This is a genomic window from Ramlibacter agri (assembly GCF_012927085.1).
Lineage (GTDB): Bacteria > Pseudomonadota > Gammaproteobacteria > Burkholderiales > Burkholderiaceae_C > Ramlibacter > Ramlibacter agri.
On sequence record NZ_JABBFX010000001.1, the window covers coordinates 3,775,292 to 3,793,699 of the forward strand.

Annotated in this window: 19 protein-coding genes; 3 read left to right on the plus strand and 16 right to left on the minus strand. The window is 69.0% G+C overall.

Features of this window, described 5'->3' with window-relative positions:
- Window positions 1-5 precede the first annotated feature (5 nt).
- Window positions 6-746, plus strand: coding sequence for an ATP-binding cassette domain-containing protein (locus tag HHL11_RS18455; RefSeq protein ID WP_169419808.1), 741 nt, complete (start codon window positions 6-8; stop codon window positions 744-746).
- Window positions 746-1,789 (plus strand): ABC transporter permease, encoded by a 1,044-nt coding sequence (locus HHL11_RS18460; protein ID WP_169420099.1) that lies wholly within the window; start codon window positions 746-748, stop codon window positions 1,787-1,789. The genes HHL11_RS18455 and HHL11_RS18460 overlap by 1 nt, the downstream gene beginning before the upstream one ends.
- Here HHL11_RS18460 and HHL11_RS18465 read toward each other — a convergent pair.
- The 8 genes from HHL11_RS18465 to HHL11_RS18500 form a co-directional block, all read right to left on the minus strand.
- Window positions 1,734-2,429, minus strand: a complete 696-nt coding sequence (locus HHL11_RS18465) for an aspartate/glutamate racemase family protein (protein ID WP_205964305.1) — start codon at window positions 2,427-2,429, stop codon at window positions 1,734-1,736. The two genes, HHL11_RS18460 and HHL11_RS18465, sit on opposite strands and share 56 nt — an antisense overlap.
- Complete coding sequence (locus tag HHL11_RS18470) at window positions 2,426-3,319, minus strand: ABC transporter permease (RefSeq protein WP_169419809.1); 894 nt, start codon at window positions 3,317-3,319, stop codon at window positions 2,426-2,428. Before HHL11_RS18470 ends, HHL11_RS18465 begins: the two co-directional genes overlap by 4 nt.
- A 3-nt stretch (window positions 3,320-3,322) precedes the next feature.
- Window positions 3,323-4,201: an ABC transporter permease gene (locus tag HHL11_RS18475; RefSeq protein ID WP_169420100.1), complete on the minus strand. Its 879-nt coding sequence runs from the start codon at window positions 4,199-4,201 to the stop codon at window positions 3,323-3,325.
- On the minus strand, window positions 4,201-5,472 hold the full coding sequence (locus tag HHL11_RS18480) for an ABC transporter substrate-binding protein (protein WP_169419810.1): 1,272 nt from the start codon (window positions 5,470-5,472) through the stop codon (window positions 4,201-4,203). The genes HHL11_RS18475 and HHL11_RS18480 overlap by 1 nt, the downstream gene beginning before the upstream one ends.
- A 27-nt stretch (window positions 5,473-5,499) precedes the next feature.
- Window positions 5,500-6,528 (minus strand): ABC transporter ATP-binding protein, encoded by a 1,029-nt coding sequence (locus tag HHL11_RS18485; RefSeq protein WP_169419811.1) that lies wholly within the window; start codon window positions 6,526-6,528, stop codon window positions 5,500-5,502.
- A gap of 55 nt (window positions 6,529-6,583) precedes the next feature.
- Window positions 6,584-7,489, minus strand: a complete 906-nt coding sequence (locus tag HHL11_RS18490; RefSeq protein WP_342593238.1) for a polysaccharide deacetylase family protein — start codon at window positions 7,487-7,489, stop codon at window positions 6,584-6,586.
- The gene (locus tag HHL11_RS18495) at window positions 7,486-7,896 is read right to left on the minus strand and encodes a nuclear transport factor 2-like protein (RefSeq protein ID WP_169419813.1); all 411 of its coding nucleotides are present in this window, start codon (window positions 7,894-7,896) and stop codon (window positions 7,486-7,488) included. The genes HHL11_RS18490 and HHL11_RS18495 overlap by 4 nt, the downstream gene beginning before the upstream one ends.
- A 64-nt stretch (window positions 7,897-7,960) precedes the next feature.
- Window positions 7,961-9,235 (minus strand): amidohydrolase family protein, encoded by a 1,275-nt coding sequence (locus HHL11_RS18500; RefSeq protein WP_169419814.1) that lies wholly within the window; start codon window positions 9,233-9,235, stop codon window positions 7,961-7,963.
- 94 nt (window positions 9,236-9,329) lie between these two features.
- Here HHL11_RS18500 and HHL11_RS18505 point away from each other — a divergent pair, with 94 nt between their 5' ends.
- The gene (locus HHL11_RS18505; protein WP_169419815.1) at window positions 9,330-9,704 is read left to right on the plus strand and encodes a nuclear transport factor 2 family protein; all 375 of its coding nucleotides are present in this window, start codon (window positions 9,330-9,332) and stop codon (window positions 9,702-9,704) included.
- On the opposite strand, the gene HHL11_RS18510 is transcribed toward HHL11_RS18505, so the two are convergent.
- The 8 genes from HHL11_RS18510 to HHL11_RS18545 form a co-directional block, all read right to left on the minus strand.
- Window positions 9,701-10,624 (minus strand): ABC transporter permease, encoded by a 924-nt coding sequence (locus HHL11_RS18510; protein ID WP_169419816.1) that lies wholly within the window; start codon window positions 10,622-10,624, stop codon window positions 9,701-9,703. The two genes, HHL11_RS18505 and HHL11_RS18510, sit on opposite strands and share 4 nt — an antisense overlap.
- Window positions 10,624-11,685 carry an ABC transporter permease gene (locus HHL11_RS18515; RefSeq protein WP_205964480.1) on the minus strand — a complete coding sequence of 354 codons (1,062 nt, stop codon included), beginning with the start codon at window positions 11,683-11,685 and terminating at the stop codon, window positions 10,624-10,626. The genes HHL11_RS18510 and HHL11_RS18515 overlap by 1 nt, the downstream gene beginning before the upstream one ends.
- Window positions 11,685-13,208 carry an ABC transporter ATP-binding protein gene (locus HHL11_RS18520; RefSeq protein WP_169419818.1) on the minus strand — a complete coding sequence of 508 codons (1,524 nt, stop codon included), beginning with the start codon at window positions 13,206-13,208 and terminating at the stop codon, window positions 11,685-11,687. The genes HHL11_RS18515 and HHL11_RS18520 overlap by 1 nt, the downstream gene beginning before the upstream one ends.
- Window positions 13,199-14,113, minus strand: a complete 915-nt coding sequence (locus tag HHL11_RS18525; RefSeq protein ID WP_169419819.1) for a 5'-methylthioadenosine/S-adenosylhomocysteine nucleosidase — start codon at window positions 14,111-14,113, stop codon at window positions 13,199-13,201. The genes HHL11_RS18520 and HHL11_RS18525 overlap by 10 nt, the downstream gene beginning before the upstream one ends.
- Window positions 14,114-14,117: 4 nt before the next feature.
- A complete protein-coding gene (locus tag HHL11_RS18530) occupies window positions 14,118-15,089 on the minus strand; it encodes a BMP family protein (RefSeq protein ID WP_240980332.1) in 972 nt (323 codons plus the stop codon).
- Between the two features lie 129 nt (window positions 15,090-15,218).
- On the minus strand, window positions 15,219-15,854 hold the full coding sequence (gene upp, locus HHL11_RS18535; protein ID WP_169419821.1) for a uracil phosphoribosyltransferase: 636 nt from the start codon (window positions 15,852-15,854) through the stop codon (window positions 15,219-15,221).
- Window positions 15,855-15,878: 24 nt separating this feature from the next.
- On the minus strand, window positions 15,879-17,141 hold the full coding sequence (locus HHL11_RS18540) for a URC4/urg3 family protein (RefSeq protein WP_169419822.1): 1,263 nt from the start codon (window positions 17,139-17,141) through the stop codon (window positions 15,879-15,881).
- Window positions 17,138-18,385 carry a GTP cyclohydrolase II gene (locus tag HHL11_RS18545; RefSeq protein WP_169419823.1) on the minus strand — a complete coding sequence of 416 codons (1,248 nt, stop codon included), beginning with the start codon at window positions 18,383-18,385 and terminating at the stop codon, window positions 17,138-17,140. The genes HHL11_RS18540 and HHL11_RS18545 overlap by 4 nt, the downstream gene beginning before the upstream one ends.
- Between the last annotated feature and the right edge of the window lie 23 nt (window positions 18,386-18,408).

Consider the following 18,408-nt stretch of genomic DNA (forward strand, 5'->3'; position numbering starts at 1 on the left):
CGGGCGTGGCGGTCCTCGAGCTGAACGGGGTTTCCAAGCACTTCGGCGCCATCCAGGCGCTGAGCGGCGTGTCGCTTGCGCTGCAGGCCGGCGAGGTCGTCGGCCTGATGGGCGACAACGGCGCCGGCAAGTCCACGCTGGTCAAGGTCATTGCCGGCAACTACCCGCAAAGCGTGGGCTGCATCGCGCTGGAAGGCCGCCCGGTCAGCTTCCGCAAACCGGCCGATGCGCGGGCGGCCGGCATCGAGATCGTCTACCAGGACCTCGCGCTGTGCGACAACCTGACGGCGGCCGAGAACGTCTACCTGGGACGCGAGCTGCGCAAGGGCATCGGGCCCCTGCGGATCCTCGACTACGCGGCGATGCGCAAGCGCGCCGGCGAGCTGTTCGCCGAGCTCAAGTCCGAGACGCGTCCGCGCGACCTCGTGCGGCGCATGTCCGGCGGCCAGCGCCAGGCGGTGGCGATCGCGCGCACGCGGCTGGCCGATCCGCGCATCGTGCTGATGGACGAACCGACGGCGGCCATCAGCGTGCGCCAGGTGGCGGAGGTGCTGGCCCTGATCCGGCGGCTGCGCGAGCACGGCATCGCGGTGGTCCTGATCAGCCACCGGATGCCTGACGTGTTCGCGGTGGCGGACCGCATCGTGGTGCTGCGGCGGGGTTCGAAGGTGGCCGACAAGCCGGTGGCCGAAAGCACGCCGGAGGAAGTCACCGGCCTCATCACCGGCGCGATCGAGAGGGCGTGATGGTTCGCGATGACGACGTAGCTGCCAGCCTGGACGAGGCCATCGCGCATTCGGCGCACCGGCATTGGCTGGCCTGGGTCGTCGGCCAGCAGACTTTCTGGGTCACGGTGGCGGCCATCGTCGCCTTCGTGGTGCTGACGCTCACCAGCGTCGTCTTCGCCACCCAGCAGAACCTGTTCAACGTCACGCGCAACTTCGCCTTCGTGGCCATCATCGCCATCGGCATGACGGCGGTCATCGTCAGCGGCGGCATCGACCTGTCGGTGGGCGCGGTGCTGGTGCTCTCGGGCATGGTGATCGGCATGACCATGCACGACGGCATGTCGGTGTGGCTGGCGGTTCCGCTGGCACTGGGCGCGGCGCTGCTGGTGGGCGCGATCAATGGCGTGCTGATCGCGTATGTCGGCGTGCCGGCCTTCGTCGTCACGCTGGGCATGCTGTCCATCGCGCGCAGCCTGGCGATGGTGCTTTCGGACAACCGCATGGTGTACGAGTTCGGCCCGGACCAGCCGAAGCTGCTGGTCCTGGGCGGCGGATTCATCGACCTGCCGATTCCCTTCGCGGCGGCGGTGCGCATCCCCAACCCGGTGCTCGTGCTGTTGGTGCTGCTGCTGGCGGCCAGCTTCGCCTTCCGCTGGACGCGCTGGGGCCGGCACCTGTTCGCCATCGGCGGCAACGAGCGCGCGGCTGTCCTCACCGGCGTGCCGGTGAAGCGCACCAAGGTCAGCGTCTACATGTTCTGCAGCTTCTGCGCCGGCATCGCGGGCATCCTGGAGGTGGGCTGGCTGGGGACGATCACCACCGGGCTGGGGCAGGGCATGGAACTCACCGTGATCGCGGCAGCCGTGATCGGCGGCGCGAACCTGGCGGGTGGGGCGGGAACGGCCTTCGGTGCGGTGGTGGGGGCGGCGTTGATCGAGGTGATCCGGAACAGCCTGACCTTGCTGGGCGTCAGTACCTTCTGGCAGGGGACTTTCGTCGGCGGGTTCATCGTGGTGGCGGCGCTGTTCGATCGCTTCCGCTCGCGCGAAGCGGGTGAGTAGCGCGCAGCGCCCAGCGCGCTCCGGCCGCCACGCTGTCGATCAAGGGCACTCCCACGTCCGCCTGCATCAGCGCCGCGTAGCCCGCCAGGGCTGCGCCGCCGACGATCACGGCCTGCGCCTCGAAGCGCACCGCCGCCTCCTGGCAAGCCTGGGTCAACAGGTCGCGCGCGCCTTGCGGATCCGCCGCCAACTGCGCCCCGGTAGGCGCCACCGTCACGATACCGGCCAGGGCTTGCGCGAATCCCGTGGCGAGCGCCAGCCGCCGCAGCATGGCTTCCCACTTCGCGCCGCCGGTGACGATGGCGAAGCGGCCGTGGCGGGACGCTTCGACGAACGAAGCTTCCGCCAGCCCGGTCACCGGAACGGACGTGCATTCACGCAGTGCGAACAGGCCCGGGTCGCCGAAGCACCCGATCAACACCGCATCCGGGGCGACTGCAGTCCCTGTCGTCCACGCATCGAGCGTCGCATGGCCCCCCACCGCGTAACTGGCCTCGTCGGCGATGTAGGGCGCACCGAAGCGGGCTGTCACCGCATGCACCTTGATGTCAGGACCCGCCGCCCGCATCAGATGCTCCCGCAACAACACCGTGACCGCCTCCGTCGTGTTCGGATTGATCACGAGCAGCGATCGGCTCACGCCCGCCCTCGCTTCTGCCGCTTCCGCAGCCAGGCGAGCAAGCCTGCAGTCACGCCCATCACGAGGAACGACACCACCGTCGTCAGCGTCCCCAGTGCATAGATGGCCGGCGTCGTCACCGTCGACGTCAGCCCCTGCAACTCCAGCGGCAGCGTGTTGACGTCGCCGATGGCCTGCGAGGTGCGCGCGATCTCGTCCCAGCTCAAGGTGAAGCCGAACATGCCGATGCCGACCACGGAAGGCCCGATCAGCGGCAGCACCACGTGGAGGAAGGTCTGCCAGGGCGTGGCGCCCAGGTCGCGCGCCGCCTCCTCGTAGGACGGATCGAAGCGGTTGAACACCGCGAACATGATCAGCAGGCCGAAGGGCAGGGTCCACGTGAGGTGCGCGCCCAGCGCCGAGGTCAGCAGGCCCAGCGCGCTGCCGTAGCCCTCCAGAGTGCCTTCGGCGCCCAGCGCGGACAGCGCCGCCTTGACGCCAGTGTCCACCAGCCTGAACTGCAGGCCGATGCCCAGCGACACGATGATCGAAGGCATGATCAGGCTGGCGATGGCCACGTAGAACAGCGCATCGCCGCCACGCAAGCGCTTGCGAAAGGCGAGGCCGGCCAGCAGCGACAGCAGCACGGTGAAGCCCATGACCACGGTCCCCAGCAGCAGCGAACGCCGGAAGGCCGCGGCGATGTCCACCGTCCCCAGCCCCGCGGCCAACGCGTGGAACCAGTGCAGCGACAGCCCGCGCAGCGGAAAGGTCAGGCCGCCTTCCGGCCCCTGGAAGCTGAGCACGAAGATGGTGAGCATCGGCCCGTACAGGAACATCACGAACAGGCCGAACACGATCGCCAGCGGCCAGAAGCCGGGCGCACGGGCGTCGGACACGCGGGCCTGCATCGCTCAGAGCTCCCTGCGGATGTCGACCAGCTGGGTCAGGCCCCAGATGATCATCAGCACCACCGCCAGCAGGATCACCGCATTGGCGGCCGCCAGCGGGAACTGCAGGTAGGAGGTCTGCACCTGGATGATCTTGCCGACCGAGGCGATCTGCTGCCCGCCCATCACGCCGATGGTGACGAAGTCGCCCATGACGATGGTGATGACGAAGATGGAACCGATCAGGATGCCGGTGCGCGACAGCGGCACCACCACGTTCCACAACGCCTGCCAGGCGGAGGCGCCGGCGTCGCTGGCGGCTTCCAGCAGGCTGCGGTCGATGCGCATCATGCTGTTGAAGATGGGAACGATCATGAACATGGTGTAGAGGTGCACGAAAGCCAGCACCACCGAGAAGCGCGAGAACAGCAGCCATTCCACCGGGTGGTCCACCAGGTGCGCGCCCATCAGGAAGTCGTTGACCAGCCCGTTGCGCCCCAGCAGCGGCACCCAGGAGATCATCCGGATCACGTTGGAGGTCCAGAACGGCACCGTGCACAGCACGAACAGCGCGGTCTGCATGCCCGGCGAACGCACGTGGAAGGCCAGGAAGTAGGCGACCGTGAAGCCCAGCGCCAGCGTGCAGGCCCACACCAGCGCGCATAGCTGCAAGGTGGACGCATAGGTGGCGAGCGTCACGCACAGGTTGCCGCGATCGCCGAGGGCGCCGCAGCCCTCGAAGACCGTCAGGTAGTTGCGCAGCGAGAACGCCGGGATCAGCTCGTATTCGTTGAAGTTCCAGAAGCTGACCGCCAGCGTTAACGCCAGCGGCAGCAGGAAGAACAAGCCGAAGACCGCGGCGAACGGCCCCGCCTGCCACCAGGCGGGGACCGCGCGCGCCATCAGGCCGCGACGAACTCGTTCCACTTGCGGACCATGTACTCGTTTTCGTCCATGACCGCGTTCCAGCAGGCGATGCCGCCCATGCGCTGCTCGTAGCTGCCGCCGTCCCGCACCGAGCCGGTCTTGGCCAGCAGGTCGCCGTGCGGGCTCTTGATGTCCTGCGTGGCCGGCTTGCCTTCCATCCAGTAGGCCCACTCGTACGGTTCCATCTTGGCCTTGGCCGTCTCCAGCACCGCGCTGTAGTAGCCCTGGCGATTGAGGTAGGCGCCGGCCCAGCCGTCGAGGAACCAGTTGATGAACTCGTAGGCGGCGTCGAGCTTCTTGCCGGACAAGGTGGCCGGCAGGCCGAAGCCGGAAGCCCAGGCGCGATAGCCTTCCTTCAGCGGCTGGAACACGCAGTCGATGCCCTTGGTGCGCACGGCCGTCACGGCCGGCGACCACATCGACTGGATCACGACCTCGCCGGAAGCCATCAGGTTCACCGATTCGTTGAAGTCCTTCCACAGAGCGCGGAACTGGCCGGCCTTCTTGGCTTCGATGAGCGTGGCGATCGTGAGGTCGATCTCCTTCTTCGTCATGTTGCCCTTGTCCGGGTACTTGTACTTGCCCATGGCCTCCACGACCATCGCCGCGTCCATGATGCCGATGGAGGGGATGTTCAGGATCGACGTCTTGCCCTTGAACTCGGGGTTCAGCAGTTCGGCCCAGGAGTTGATCGGCCGCTTGATCAGGTCTGGCCGGATGCCCAGCGTGTCGGCGTTGTAGGTGGTCGGGATCAGCGACATGAACTGCGTCGGCGCCTTCGCGAAGACCTTGCTCTTCTCGCCTTCCAGGAAGATCACCTTCTTGGGCGCCGTGCCCTGGTCGCCGACCTTCTTGCCCGCCACCTCGCCCCGCGTGAAGAGGGCCGTGATCTTGTCGGCGTTCTTCACGCGCTTGACGTCGATGCCCTTCAGGTTGCCGGTGGGCACGATCTTCTTCAGCGAGAAGTATTCGGTGTCCAGCAGGTCGAAGCTGTTGGGCGCGGTGACGGCGCGCTTGGTGACGTCGTCGGTGGTCACCGCCACGTACTGGATGGTGATGCCGGTGTCGGCCTTGAACTTGTCCGCGATCTCCTTGTCCTGGTTCACCGCGGTGCCCAGGTAGCGCAGCACCGGCTTGTCCTGCGCATGGATCGCCGGGGCGAGCCCGGTGGCGAGGATGCCGGCGGTTCCCTGCAGCAGCGAACGCCGCAGCAGGCCCTTGGGGGCGTCGTTTTGGTCGTGAGCCATGGTTTTCTCTCCTTCTCTGGGTGGGAATCAGGCAAGCAGCGGGTGCGCGTTGTCGTGCAGCCAGGACAGCTCCACGGCGTCGCCGGGCGCATAGGGCAGGGCGGCGAACTGCGCTTCGGGCAGCATCACCGACACCTCGCGCTCGCCGGCGGCGTCACGCGCGCGCAGGCCGAGCAGCACGTAGGTGCCCTGGTATTCGACGTCGGTGACGGTGCCGGGCAGGTTGCCGTTGTCGAGCGCTTCTCCCGTGGCCGGGGCGATGAGCATGTGGTCGTTGCGCACGGCCAGCTTGCCGGCGCTGGTGGCCAGCACGTTGTGGCCGCCCATGAAGCGGGCGATGAACTCGGTGGCCGGCGCGTTGTACACCTCGCGCGGGCGGCCCACCTGCTCGATGCGGCCCTGGTTCATCACCACGATCTGGTCGGCCAGCGCCATCGCTTCCTCCTGCGAGTGCGTGACGTGGATGAAGGTGAGGCCCAGTTCCTTTTGCCAGCGGCGCAGCTCGGCGCGCATCTGGATGCGCAGGAAGGGATCGAGGGCGGACAGCGGCTCGTCCAGCAGCAGCACGCGCGGCTGGGTGATGAGGGCGCGCGCCAGCGCCACGCGCTGCTGCTGGCCGCCGGAGAGCTCGCCTGGCTTGCGCTGCGCGAGGTGGCCCATGGCCACGCGCTCCAGCAGTTCCTGGGCGCGCTGGTGGCGCTCGGCGCGCGCGACGCCCTTCATCTTCAGGCTGAAGGCGACGTTGTCCAGCGCCGAGAGATGGGGAAACAGGGCGAAGCTCTGGAACATCATTGCCGTGCCGCGGTCGGCGGCGCCCAGCAAGGTGATGTTGCGGTTCTCCAGCAGGATGTCGCCGGCACTGACGCTTTCGTGGCCGGCGATCATGCGCAAGGTCGTCGTCTTGCCGCAGCCCGAGGGCCCGAGCAGGCAGCAGTAGCTGGCGGCGGGGATGCGCAGGTCGATGGCATCGACGGCGGGCGGCGTGCCCGGCGCGTAGCGCTTGGTCAGGTGGACCAGTTCGACGGCATAGGCGGGCACGACTGCGGCGGCATCCATGTTGGGGCAGGGATGCAACGGCCGTGCCAGCCGGGATGCACGCCCCTGGTGCGCTTCAGCCCGGCGCGTCCATGAATCGTGCGATCGCGCCCGGCGTCGTGAACCAAATCCGGTCGTCGTCGCGTGCCTGCGCCAGCCGCTGGAGCGCCCGGCGCAGGTGCCGCAGCCGGTAGGGCTGGCCGACGATGTAAGGATGCAGCGCCAGGCCCATGACCAGCGGCGTAGTGCGAGCCTGCTCCAGCATCTCCTCGAAGTTGTCCAGCACCAGGTCGAAGAAGTCGCGCGCGTCCATCTGGCGCGCCACGATCATGGGGATGTCGTTCAGCTCCTGCGGATAGGGCACGGACCACAGGTGCCGGCCGTCGCGCGTGCGCATGGCGACCGGCTGGTCGTCATGGCACCAGTTCAGGGTGTAGCGGTAGCCGGTCTCCGCCAGCAGGTCGGGCGTGGAGGCGCTTTCCGAGATCCAGGGCGACAGCCAGCCGGTGGGCCGCTGGCCGCTCTCGCGGGTAATGCGTTCGGCGCAGGATGCGAGCAGGGCGCGCTCGTGCGTCTCGGTCCAGGTGCCCTGGCGTTCGGCGTTGGTGTGGCCGTGGCCGACCAGTTCGTCGCCTCGCGCCGCGCAGGCCGCGACCAGTTCCGGGCAATGGTCGTAGAGCGCGGTGTTGAGGATGGCGGCGGCCGGCAGCCGCAGCTGGTCGAACAGTTCCAGGCAGCGCCAGGCGCCCACGCGGTTGCCGTATTCGCGCCAGCTGTAGTTGAGGACGTCGGGGTGCGGCGAGGCCGGCCCCAGGCAGGCGCCGAGGCCGGCGCCGAAGGCGAAGTGCTCCAGGTTGAAGCCGAGGTAGACGGCCAGTCGCGCGCCATTGGGCCAGCGCCAGCCGGGCCTGCGCGTGATGGGCTGGTAGGGAAAGCGCTCGTGGCCGGGCAGCGGGCCGGTCCACTGGGGCGCCTCGCTCACACCGGCGCTCCGTCGGCGTCGGCCAGGCCGGCGCGCACCAGCAGCCATTCGGCGCTGTCGTTCCAGACGTCCATCTGCACGATCCGGCCGTTCTTCACCACGTAGCGGTCGACGTAGCGGTTGCCTTCGAACGCCGTGCCGTCCGGCCAGGCGCCGTACAGCGTGCCCAGGCTGTAGACGATGGCTTCGTCTTCGCTGGCGCCGGCCACCACTTCGGTGCGCTCGATCTTCTTCTTGACCCAGGCATAGCGCTTGGCGTTGAAGGCCGTGGCGTCCGCCGGGTGGCCCATGGGCCGGTTGCCGGTGAAGCGGATGCGGATGTCCGGCGCCACGAAGGCCGCCGCGCCCTGCGGATCCGGCAGCATGTGGAGGCGGAGGTATTCATTGACGAGGTCGGCAGGGGTCATGGGAGGGGAGTTTGCAAGAGATGTGCCGAGGGCGGAGCGGCCCTGTTTGGCAAGCGTGGCGAGCTCACGGCCGCGTGAAGCGCGTGCCTGCGGGACGTCCTTCGACATGCAACTGCGCCACCACCTCCGCCGTCTGCGCCAGCAGCTTGCCCTTGCGCCACACCTTCAGGCGATTCGCCCGCAGCCGGATCGCCTCGACCACGTCGCGGGCCTGCAGCAGCACGAAGCTCGCATCGCAGCCCGGCGCGAGGCCGTAGCCCTGCAGGTGCATCACCTTCGCTGCATTCACCGTCACCGCGGCGAAGCAGGCGTGGATGCCCTTCTGGCTGGTCATCTGCGCCACGTGCAGGCCCATGTGCGCCACCTCCAGCATGTCGGCGCTGCCCATGCCGTACCAGGGATCCATCACGCAGTCGTGCCCGAAGGCGACGTTGACGCCGGCGGCCAGCAGCTCCGGCACGCGCGTCATGCCGCGCCGCTTGGGGTAGCTGTCGTGCCGACCCTGCAAGGTGATGTTGATCAGCGGGTTGGCGATGACGCTGACGCCGCTCTCGGCGATCAACGGAATCAGCTTGCTGACGTAGTAGTTGTCCATGCTGTGCATGGAGGTGCAGTGGCTGCCGTTCACGCGGCCCTGCAGGCCCAGGCGCTGCGCCTCGAAGGCCAGGGTCTCGATGTGGCGCGATTGCGGGTCGTCCGTCTCGTCGCAATGCATGTCGACCAGCTTGCCGCGCTCCGCGGCGATCTCGCACAGGAGCTTCACGCTGTCCGCGCCCTGCGCCATGGTGCGCTCGAAGTGCGGGATGCCGCCGACGACGTCCACGCCCAGGTCCAGCGCGCGCAGCAGGCTCTGCACGCCGCCCTTGGTGCGCAGCACGCCGTCCTGCGGGAAGGCCACCAGCTGCAGGTCGAGGTAGGGCGCGACGCGCTTCTTCACCTCCAGCATCGCTTCCACCGGCAGCAGGCTCGGGTCGCTGGTGTCCACGTGGCTGCGGATCGCCAGCAGGCCGCGCGCGACCGCCCAGTCGCAGTAGGCCAGTGCGCGCGCGACCAGGTCCTCCGCTTTCAGCAGCGGCTTCAGCTCGCCCCACAGCGCGATGCCTTCCAGCAAGGTGCCGCTCTCGTTGACCCGCGGCAGGCCGTAGCTGAGCGTCGCGTCCATGTGGAAGTGCGGGTCGCAGAAGGGCGGTGCCAGCAGCTGGCCGCCGGCATCGATGGTCTCCAGCGCGGGAGCATGCAGGCCAGGCGCGAGCTCCGCGATCTTGCCGCCTTGCACTGCGACGGACATGCCCGTGCGGCCATCGGGCAGGCTGGCGTTGGTGAGGAGCAGGTCGAGCATGTCCGATTTATAGCCTTTCCATGACCTCCAAGGTCATCGCCACGCGGCGAGCGGCCGCGAACAATGGCTCCATCGTCAACGAAAGGAGCCCATGATGAACCTTCCCGCCATCGAACGCCTGGTCGACAGCCACCTGGCCGCCTATTGCGACGCCGACGCCGCCCGCCGCGCCAGCGCCATCCGCGCCGCCTGGAACGCCGACGGCAGCCTGGTCGACCCGCCGCTGGCCGCCCGCGGCCACCAGGGCATCTCGGACCAGGCCGCGACCTTGCTGTCGCAGTTTCCGCAGCACCGCTTCGAGCGCAGCACCGCGGTGGATGCGCACCACGACTTCCTGCGCTATGGCTGGCGGCTGGTGAACGCCGATGGCGCGGCGGTGCTGGAGGGCGTCGACGTCGCGGAGCTGGACGTCGATGGCAAGCTCCTGCGTGTCGTCGGCTTCTTCGGCGCGCAGCCGGCGGCCGTCTAGCGCTCGCCCTTGCGATACGGCTTCATCAAGGCCTGCGGATAGGCCGCCCGCCGCGCAACGAGCACCAGCGCCAGGATCGACAAGGCATACGGCAGCATCAGGTACACCTGGTACGGGAGCACCGCCGCGCCGGACTGCTGCAGCCGCAGTTGCAATGCGTCGAAGAAGGCGAACAGCAGCGCCCCGGCCAAGGCCTTGCCGGGGCGCCAGCTGGCGAACACCACCAGCGCCACGCAGATCCAGCCACGCCCGTTGACCATGTTGAAGAAGAAGGCGTCGAAGGCCGACAAGGTCAGGAAGGCGCCGGCCACGCCCATCAAGGCCGAGCCCGCGATCACCGCGCCGCTGCGCGCCGCCAGCACCGACACGCCCTGGCTCTCCGCGGCCTGCGGGTTCTCGCCCACCATGCGCAGGGCCAGGCCGGCGGGCGTGCGATAGAGCAGCCACGCGACCACCGGCACGAGCAGCAGGGCCAGCAAGGTCAGCGGCGTCTGCGCCGACAGGATGGGGATGCCGAGTCCCTCCATCGGCGCGAAGGGCTTCACCGTCGGCGGCGTGTTCACCTTGGGAAAGCTCACGCGATACGCGTAGGAGCTGAGCGAGGTCGCCAGCAGCGTGATGCCGATCCCCGACACGTGCTGTGACAGCGCCAGCCCCACGGTCAGGAATGCGTGCAAGGCGCCGAACACCGCGCCGGTGCCGGCCGCCACCGCCACGCCGGCCCACAAGGGCCAGCCCGCGTACACCGCCAGCCAGCCGGTGAAGGCGCCCGCGACCATGATGCCTTCGATGCCCAGGTTCAGCACGCCGGCGCGCTCGCACAGCAGCACGCCCAAGGTGCCGAAGATCAGGGGCGTGGCGATGCGCAGCACCGCGATCCACAGCGCCTGGTTGGCCAGCAGCTCCAGCAGGGCCTGCATCAGCGCCACCGCAAGCGATATTGCGCGAGCAGCGTCGCCACCAGCACCGCGATCAGCGAGGCCGAGACGATGACGTCGGCGATATAGGTCGGCACGCCGATCACGCGGCTCATGCTGTCCGCGCCCACCAGCACGCCGGCCACGAACACCGCGGCCGCCAGCAGCGCCAGTGGATGCAGGCCCGCCAGCATCGCGATGACGATGCCGCTGTAGCCGTAGCCGGGCGACATGTCGAGCGTCACATAGCCGGTGCGCCCGGCCACCTCGATGGCGCCCGCCAGCCCGGCGAGTCCGCCGGAGACGATGGCGACGCCGGCCAGGGTGCGCAGCGGCGGCACGCCAGCGAAGGCGGCGGCGCGCGGGTTCGCCCCGAGCGCGCGCAGGTCGAAGCCGAACACGGTGTACTTGAACACGGCCCACAGCAGCACGGCCAGCCCGCAAGCGAGCAGCAGCCCGCTGTGCACCCGCGTGCCTTGCACCAGCTTCGATAGCTCCAGCCCTTGCTGCAGCGCGACGCTTTGCGGCCAGCCCATGGCGCCGGGATCCTTCATCGGTCCATCCAGCAGCGCGGACACGGCCAGCAGCACGATGAAATTGAGCAGCAGGGTCGTGACCACCTCGTCGACGCCGAGCCGTGCCTTCAGCAGCGCGGGCCCGAGCAGGAGCAGGGCGCCGGCCAGCGCCGCGGCGAGGAACATCAAGGGAAGAAGCAGGGCGGATGGCAGGTCGAAGCCGGTACCGCCATGCAGCCCGCCCACGGCGACTGCGGCGAGCGCGCCGGCATAGAGCTGGCCTTCGGCGCCGATGTTGAACAGGCGGGCCCTGAAGGCAACGGCTGCGGCCAGGCCGGTAAGGATCAGGGGCGTGGCGCGCGTCAGCGTTTCGGTCCAGGCGAAGAGCGAGCCGAAGCCGCCTTTCACGAGCGCCGCCCACGTCGGCGCGACGGGTGCGCCGGCCCAGAGGACGAGGAGGGAGCTGACGAGGAGGGTGAAGGCGATGGCGCCGATGGGAGCAAGGGTGAGTGCAAGGGGGGAGATGGCCGGACGCTTTTCGAGGCGCATCATCTGGCTCCTGCCATGGCGAGGCCGATCTGTTCGCGGGTCCAGCCGCTGGCCGGCAGGGCCGGCGTGAGATTGCCTGCGTGCATCACTGCGATGCGGTCGCCCAGCGCCAGCACCTCGTCGAGGTCGTCGGAGATCAGCAGCACGGCGGCGCCGGCGTCGCGCGCGGCCAGCAATTGCTGCTGCACGTAGGCGACGGCGCCGACGTCGAGACCCCAGGTCGGCTGGTGCGCGACGATCAGCCGCGGCGCGCCGCCTTCGGGCGACAGCAGCGCGCGGCCGAGGATCAGCTTCTGCATGTTGCCGCCTGAGAGGGCGCGCGCGGGCACGTCCAGCCCGCCGCCGCGCACATCGAAGGCGCGTTCGATCGCCAGGGCATGGGCCCGCGCAGCTGCGCGCCGCACCAGCGGTCCGCGGCGGAACGCGCGGCTGCGCAGGCGCTCCGCCACCGCGTTCTCCCACACCGGCAAGTCGCCGACGACGCCGGTGCCATGGCGGTCTTCCGGGATGCGCGCCACGCCCTTGCGCACCAGCCACGCCGGGTCGGCTGCCAGCGGCGAACCGCCCAAGGTGACGCTTCCCGACACGGCCGGACGCATGCCACAAAGCAGTTCGGCCAACGCGAGCTGCCCATTGCCGGAGACACCCGCGATCGCCGTGATCTCGCCCGCGCGCAGTTGCAGCGACGCATCCACCAGGCGCTCGCGTCCCGCGCCGGTACCCACGTTCTCCAGCCCACACACCACCGGCCGCGCAGCCACCGTGGAAGGCCGCGCCTGTGGCAATGCCACGTCCTGGCCCACCATCCAGCGCGCCAGTTCGGCCGGCTGCGTGTCCGTCGTCTTCGCCTCGGCCACCACGCGCCCGGCGCGCAGCACCACGACACGCAGCGCCACCCGCATCACTTCGGCCAGCTTGTGCGTGATGAAGATGATGGACAGGCCTTGCGCCACCATGTCGGCCAGGGTGCGGAACAGTGCCTCGCTTTCCTGTGGCGTCAGCACCGCCGTCGGCTCGTCCAGGATCAGGATGCGCGCACCGCGATACAGGGCCTTGAGGATCTCGACGCGCTGGCGTTCGCCCACCGACAGGGCGCCCACCATCGCATCCGGCGCCACCGCCAGCCCGAAACGTTGCGCCACGGCGAGCAGCTTCGCACGCGCCTCGGCGCGTCGTGTGAAAGGACGCCAGAAGGGTTCGGTGCCCAGCACCACGTTCTCGAGCACCGTCAGGTTGTCGGCCAGCGTGAAATGCTGGTGCGCCATGCCGATGCCCGCGGCCAGCGCGGCGCGCGGCTGCCCCAGCGGCAGCTCGCGGCCGAACACCTCGATGCGTCCTGCGTCGGGCGTGTAGTGCCCGAACAGGATGGAGACCAGGGTGGATTTGCCGGCGCCGTTCTCGCCCAGCAGGCCCAGCACCTCGCCGGCGGCCAGCTGCAGCGAGATGCCGTCGTTGGCCAGCACCGGGCCGAAGCGCTTCGCGATGCGCTCCATCCGCAGCACCGGGGCTGCGGCTACTTCCATGCGGCGAGGAAGGCCAGCAGCACGTTGGCCGAGTTGTCCGCGGCGATCTTGAAAAAGGTGCCGATCTCGTTCTCGCCTTCGCCGCCACCGGCCAGGTCCGACAGCGAACGGAAGGCGATGAAGGGCACGCCGTTGGCATAGGCCACCTGCGCCATCGCCGCCGTCTCCATGTCCAGCACGTTGGCCTCGAACGTCTTGAAGGCGTATTCGCGCAACGAAGCGTTGTCGACGAAGGCCTGGCCCGACACGCCGTTGCCGCCCACCACCAGCTGCGGCTGGTGCCCCAGGCATTTCTGCTCCGTGTCGCAGCGGCCCAGCGGCACGTCCTTCATCCGGCCGGCGATGGCCAGCAGGCCCGGATCGGCGTCGAACCAGAACTTGTGCTCGGCCTCGCTGCGCCCGGTGGAGCGCACCTCCACCTTCTGCGGGAAGAACATGCCGAAGTTGGGAACGGTCGCATCCTTCGCCCAGCCCGGCACCAGGTAGCGGCCCGGCGCGACTTCGCGCGCCGCGATCACTTCCAGGTACTGGCCCCAGCGCTGCGCCGCCGTGACGTCGCCGATGTGCAGGCCCGGGTTGACGCCGCCCGCGATGCCGCTGACCACGATGTGCGTCACCTTGAAGCGGTCCAGCGCGAGCTGGGTGGTCATCGCGGCATTGGTCATGCTGATGCCGCTCAGGAACAGCACCACCGGCTTGCCCTGCAAGGTGCCGGTGGTGAACTCCACGCCGTTGGCGCTGAACTTCTGCGGCTGCTGCACCTTCGACAGCAGCAGCGACAGCTCGGGCTGGAAGGCGGAGATCACCGCGATGCGCGGGGTCTCGTCCAGGGCGGGCGCCGCGGAAGCGAGGAGGGTTGCCAGGGCGAGCCCGCCCGCGAGCAGGCAGCGGAGCAGCTTGCGCATCGCCTTACTTCGCCGAGGACTTGGGCTGGCTGTCGTTCACCGGCACGGTGAACTTGCCGTCGCGGATGGCCTGTTCCCTGGCCTTGACCTTGGCGACGACCTCCGGCGGCACCTTCTTCTCGAAGCTGCCCAGCGGAGCCAGTTCGCTGCCCTTGTGCTTCATCATCGAGTACTGGCCATAGTCTTCGGCGGTGAACTTGCCGTCCTTCACCTTCTTCAGCGCCAGGTCGATGGTCGGCTCCATGTTCCACAGGGCCGAGGCGACGACGGTGTCGGGGTACTTGTCCTGCGTGTTGATCACGTTGCCGACGGCGAGCTTGCTGCGCTCCTTGGCGGCGTCCGACACGCCGAAGCGCTCGGCATACAGCAGGTCCGCGCCCTGGTCGATCATGGCGAAGGCCGCTTCCTTGGCCTTGGGCGGATCGAACCAGCTGTTGATGAAGGTGACGGTGAATTCCACCTTGGGGTTGGTTTCCTTCGCGCCGGCCATGAACGCGTGCATCAGGCGGTTGACCTCGGGAATGGGGAAGCCGCCGACCATGCCGATCCGGTTCGACTTGGTCATGCCGCCGGCGATCATGCCCGTGAGGTAGGCCGGCTCCTGGATGTAGTTGTCGAACACGCTGAAGTTGGGCGCCTGCGGCTTGCCCGAGCTGCCCATGAGGAAGGCGGTCTTGGGGAAGTCCTTGGCCACCTTGCGCGCCGCGGCTTCGACGGCGAAGGACTCGCCGACGATCAGCTGGTTGCCGGCGGTGGCGTACTCGCGCAGCACCCGCTCGTAGTCGGCGTTGGCCACGTTCTCGCTGGCCTTGTACTCGATCTCGCCGCGCGCCTCCGCCGCCTTCAGCGCCTTGTGGATGCGGCTCACCCACTGCTGCTCGAAGGGGACGGTGTAGACGGCGGCGACCTTGGTCTTCGCCTGGGCGTGGCTGAAGCCCGGTGCGGCAGCGGCCAGGGCGGCCGCGGCCAGCGCCATCAGGTGACGGCGGGTGCAATGCATGGCTCTTCTCCTTGCGTGATCGGTCGGCAAACCGGTGCAAGCGTCGTGCCAGGCGGCGGAAACGTCAAGCGGGAAGGCGAGGGGAGCCGCTGCCCGCAACCCCGCCTACTTGGTCCCGAACATCCGGTCGCCCGCGTCGCCCAGGCCTGGCAGGATGTAGCCGTGGTCGTTGAGTTCGCGGTCGATGGCGGCGGTGTAGATCGGCACGTCGGGGTGGGCCTTCTGCAGGTTCGCCACGCCCTCGGGGCAGGTGAGCAGGCAGACGAACTTGATCGACTTGGGGCCCAGCTCCTTCAGCCGCTCCACGGCGGCGATGGCGCTGTTGCCGGTGGCGAGCATGGGGTCGACGACGATGATGTCGCGCTCCTCCATGTTCTGCGGCATCTTGAAGTAGTACTCCACCGCCGTCAGCGTCTTGGGGTCGCGGTACAGGCCGATGTGGCCCACGCGCGCGCCGGGCACCACGCTCAGCATGCCGTCCAGGATGCCGGTGCCGGCGCGCAGGATGGAGACGAACACCAGCTTCTTGCCATCGATCACCTTGACGCGCGTCTTCTCCAGCGGCGTCTCCATGTCGATTTCCTGCATCGGCACGTCGCGCGTCACCTCGTAGGCCATCAGCATCGACAGCTCGTTCAGCAGGCGCCGGAAGCTGTTGGTGCTGGCCTCCTTGTTGCGCATCAGCGAGAGCTTGTGCTGCACCAGGGGATGGTCGATGACGTGGACGTTGGAGCTGTGCATGATCGTTGTTCTCAGGTTCGTGTTCTAGAAGACGGTGCCATCGCTGGCCACCTGCAGCGGCGGCAGGCCGCCGCGCCGCTGCTGCGCCAGCGCCCGGCCGGCGGCCCAGCTGCCGCCTTCCAGCACGCAGGCCAGCGGGAAGCGCTGTTCGTCGAGGTGCAATTGCTTGCGCGCCGCGCGCGCGACCTCGTCCATCAGCGCCACGGTCAGGGCCCGCCATTCGACGATGATCTCGTCGCCGGGCTGCCACAGCTCGCCGGCGGCCGCTTCGTCGCGCAGGCGCAGCAAGCCGGAGTCGAGCACCAGCCCGCCGTTGCGGTATTCGGGCAGGGCCGTCAGCGCCTCGACGCCGCGCACCTGCACGCCGGCCCAGGCAAAGGGCTCCAGCAGCGAATAGGTGAGCCACTGCGACAGCTTGTGGAAGGGCACCCAGCCGTCGCTGAGGCCGTCGCCGCGCACGGCCGCATGCCGCCAGCAATCGCCCAGCGGGATGTTGCCGATGGAGTTGCCCGAAGGCCAGATGCCGGAGCAGCTGGCAAGGACCTGCGACAGGATGTCGTGCGCCGCGACGTCCGCCGTCGGCGGCACGGCCGGGCCCAGCGGCGAGATGATGACGTCGAAGATGCCGGCAGGCCGCACTTCCTCGTCGCCGAAGATCTCCGGCTGGTCGGCCATCGCCTCGCCCAGGCGGCGCAGCAGCACGGCACGGCTTTCCAGGCCCACCAGCGGGTTGGCCTCGCTGACCTGGAAGGCGCTGGCGAGGTGGTCGGTAACCAGCCCGCGCAGGCCGTCGGCATCGGCTTGCAGCGGCCGGGCCTTGTTGCTGGAGAACAGGCCGCTGGTGAAGGCATGGAAGCTGGCGACGCCCAGGCCTTCGGAGCGGGTGAAGGTCTGGCCCGTGGCCGGCTCGACGTATTTCCAGTCGGGGCCAGCGCCGCCATCGAGCAGCACGCTGACGAAGGCGAGGTCGATCAGCGCGTGGGCGCGCTCCACCGGAGGCAAGGGCGCCAGCAGGCGATCGAGCTGCGCCTTGCGGTCGACGCCGCCCGCTTCGAAGTGGCGCCAGCGGCTGTGGAAGGGCACGTGCAGCTTGGGATAGCGTTGCCGCGTGCTGTCCGCAACCTCGCGTGCCGCGGTGTCCAGGAAGCCTTCGTCCAGGACGAACCACTTGCTCTCGCCGGCGCGCACGCGCTGCAGCAGCTGCTTGCAGCGGTCGCGGATGACGGGCGTGGTGCGTAGTTGCTCGGCCGCCTGCTGCGCCGCATCCGATTCCCAGGGAGCGGTCATAGCGCGCGTCCCTTGGTGTTCTTCAGGGCTTCGGCGTCGGGCACCGTGCCGGGGGTGAAATAGCCGGCCGCCTTCTTGGCGTCCATCTCCACGCGGGCATCGGCGGGGATCAGCGAGTCGGGGATGTCGATGCGCTCGCCGACCTCGATGCCGCTGCCGGTGATGGCGTCGTACTTCATGTTGCTCATGGAGACCAGCCGGTGGATCTTCTTGACGCCCAGCCAGTGCAGCACGTCGGGCATGAGCTCCTGGAAGCGCATGTCCTGCACGCCCGCCACGCATTCGGTGCGGGCGAAGTACTTGTCGGCGGTGTCGCCGCCCACCTGGCGCTTGCGCGCGTTGTAGACGAGGAACTTGGTCACCTCGCCGAGCGCGCGGCCCTCCTTGCGCGAATACGCAACCAGGCCGACGCCGCCGCGTTGCGCGCCCTGGATGCACTCCTCGATGGCGTGCGTCAGGTAGGGGCGGCAGGTGCAGATGTCGGAGCCGAACACGTCCGAGCCGTTGCACTCGTCGTGCACCCGCGCGGTGAGCTCCACCTCGGGGTTGGCCAGGTCTTGCGGGTTGCCGAAGATGTAGACGGTCTGGCCGCCGATCGGGGGCAGGAAGACTTCGAGGTCGCTGCGCGTGACGAGCTCGGGGTACATGCCGCCGGTTTCCTCGAACAGCACGCGGCGCAGGTCCGCCTCCGTGCAGCCGAAGCGCCGGGCCACGCCGGGCAGGTACCACACGGGCTCGATGGCGGCCTTGGTCACCATGGCGGCGCCGCCTTCGGTGAGGAACTTGCCGTCGGCCTTGAGCCGGCCCTTCTGCAGGGCTTCGATCACCTCGGGCAGGATCACGTGCGCCTTGGTGACGGCGATGGTCGGGCGGATGTCGTAGCCGGCCTTGATGTCGCCGGCGAAAACTTCAGCCACCGTCGCGCCCCAGGGGTCGAGGCTGACGATCTTGCCGGGGTCGGCCCACTGCGGGTAGGGGCCGATGGCGTCGGTGGGAGAGGTGTTGGTGAGGTCGGCCTTGTGGTCGCGGGCCAGGGCACCGGCTGCCACTGCCAACGCCCGGTAGACGCTGTACGAGCCGCTGTGGGTGCCGATGACGTTGCGATGGCTGCGCTTCGTCGTGGTGCCGACCACCGGCCCCCTTTCTGCGGGCGTCGCCGCCCCCCAGTGGATGGGAAGCGCTCCGTGGCTGCCCGAGTGGGACGTCAGGCGGATGTGGCGCGGTGCCGAGACTTCGGATGGCATGGCGGGGCCCTCAAAATGGACAC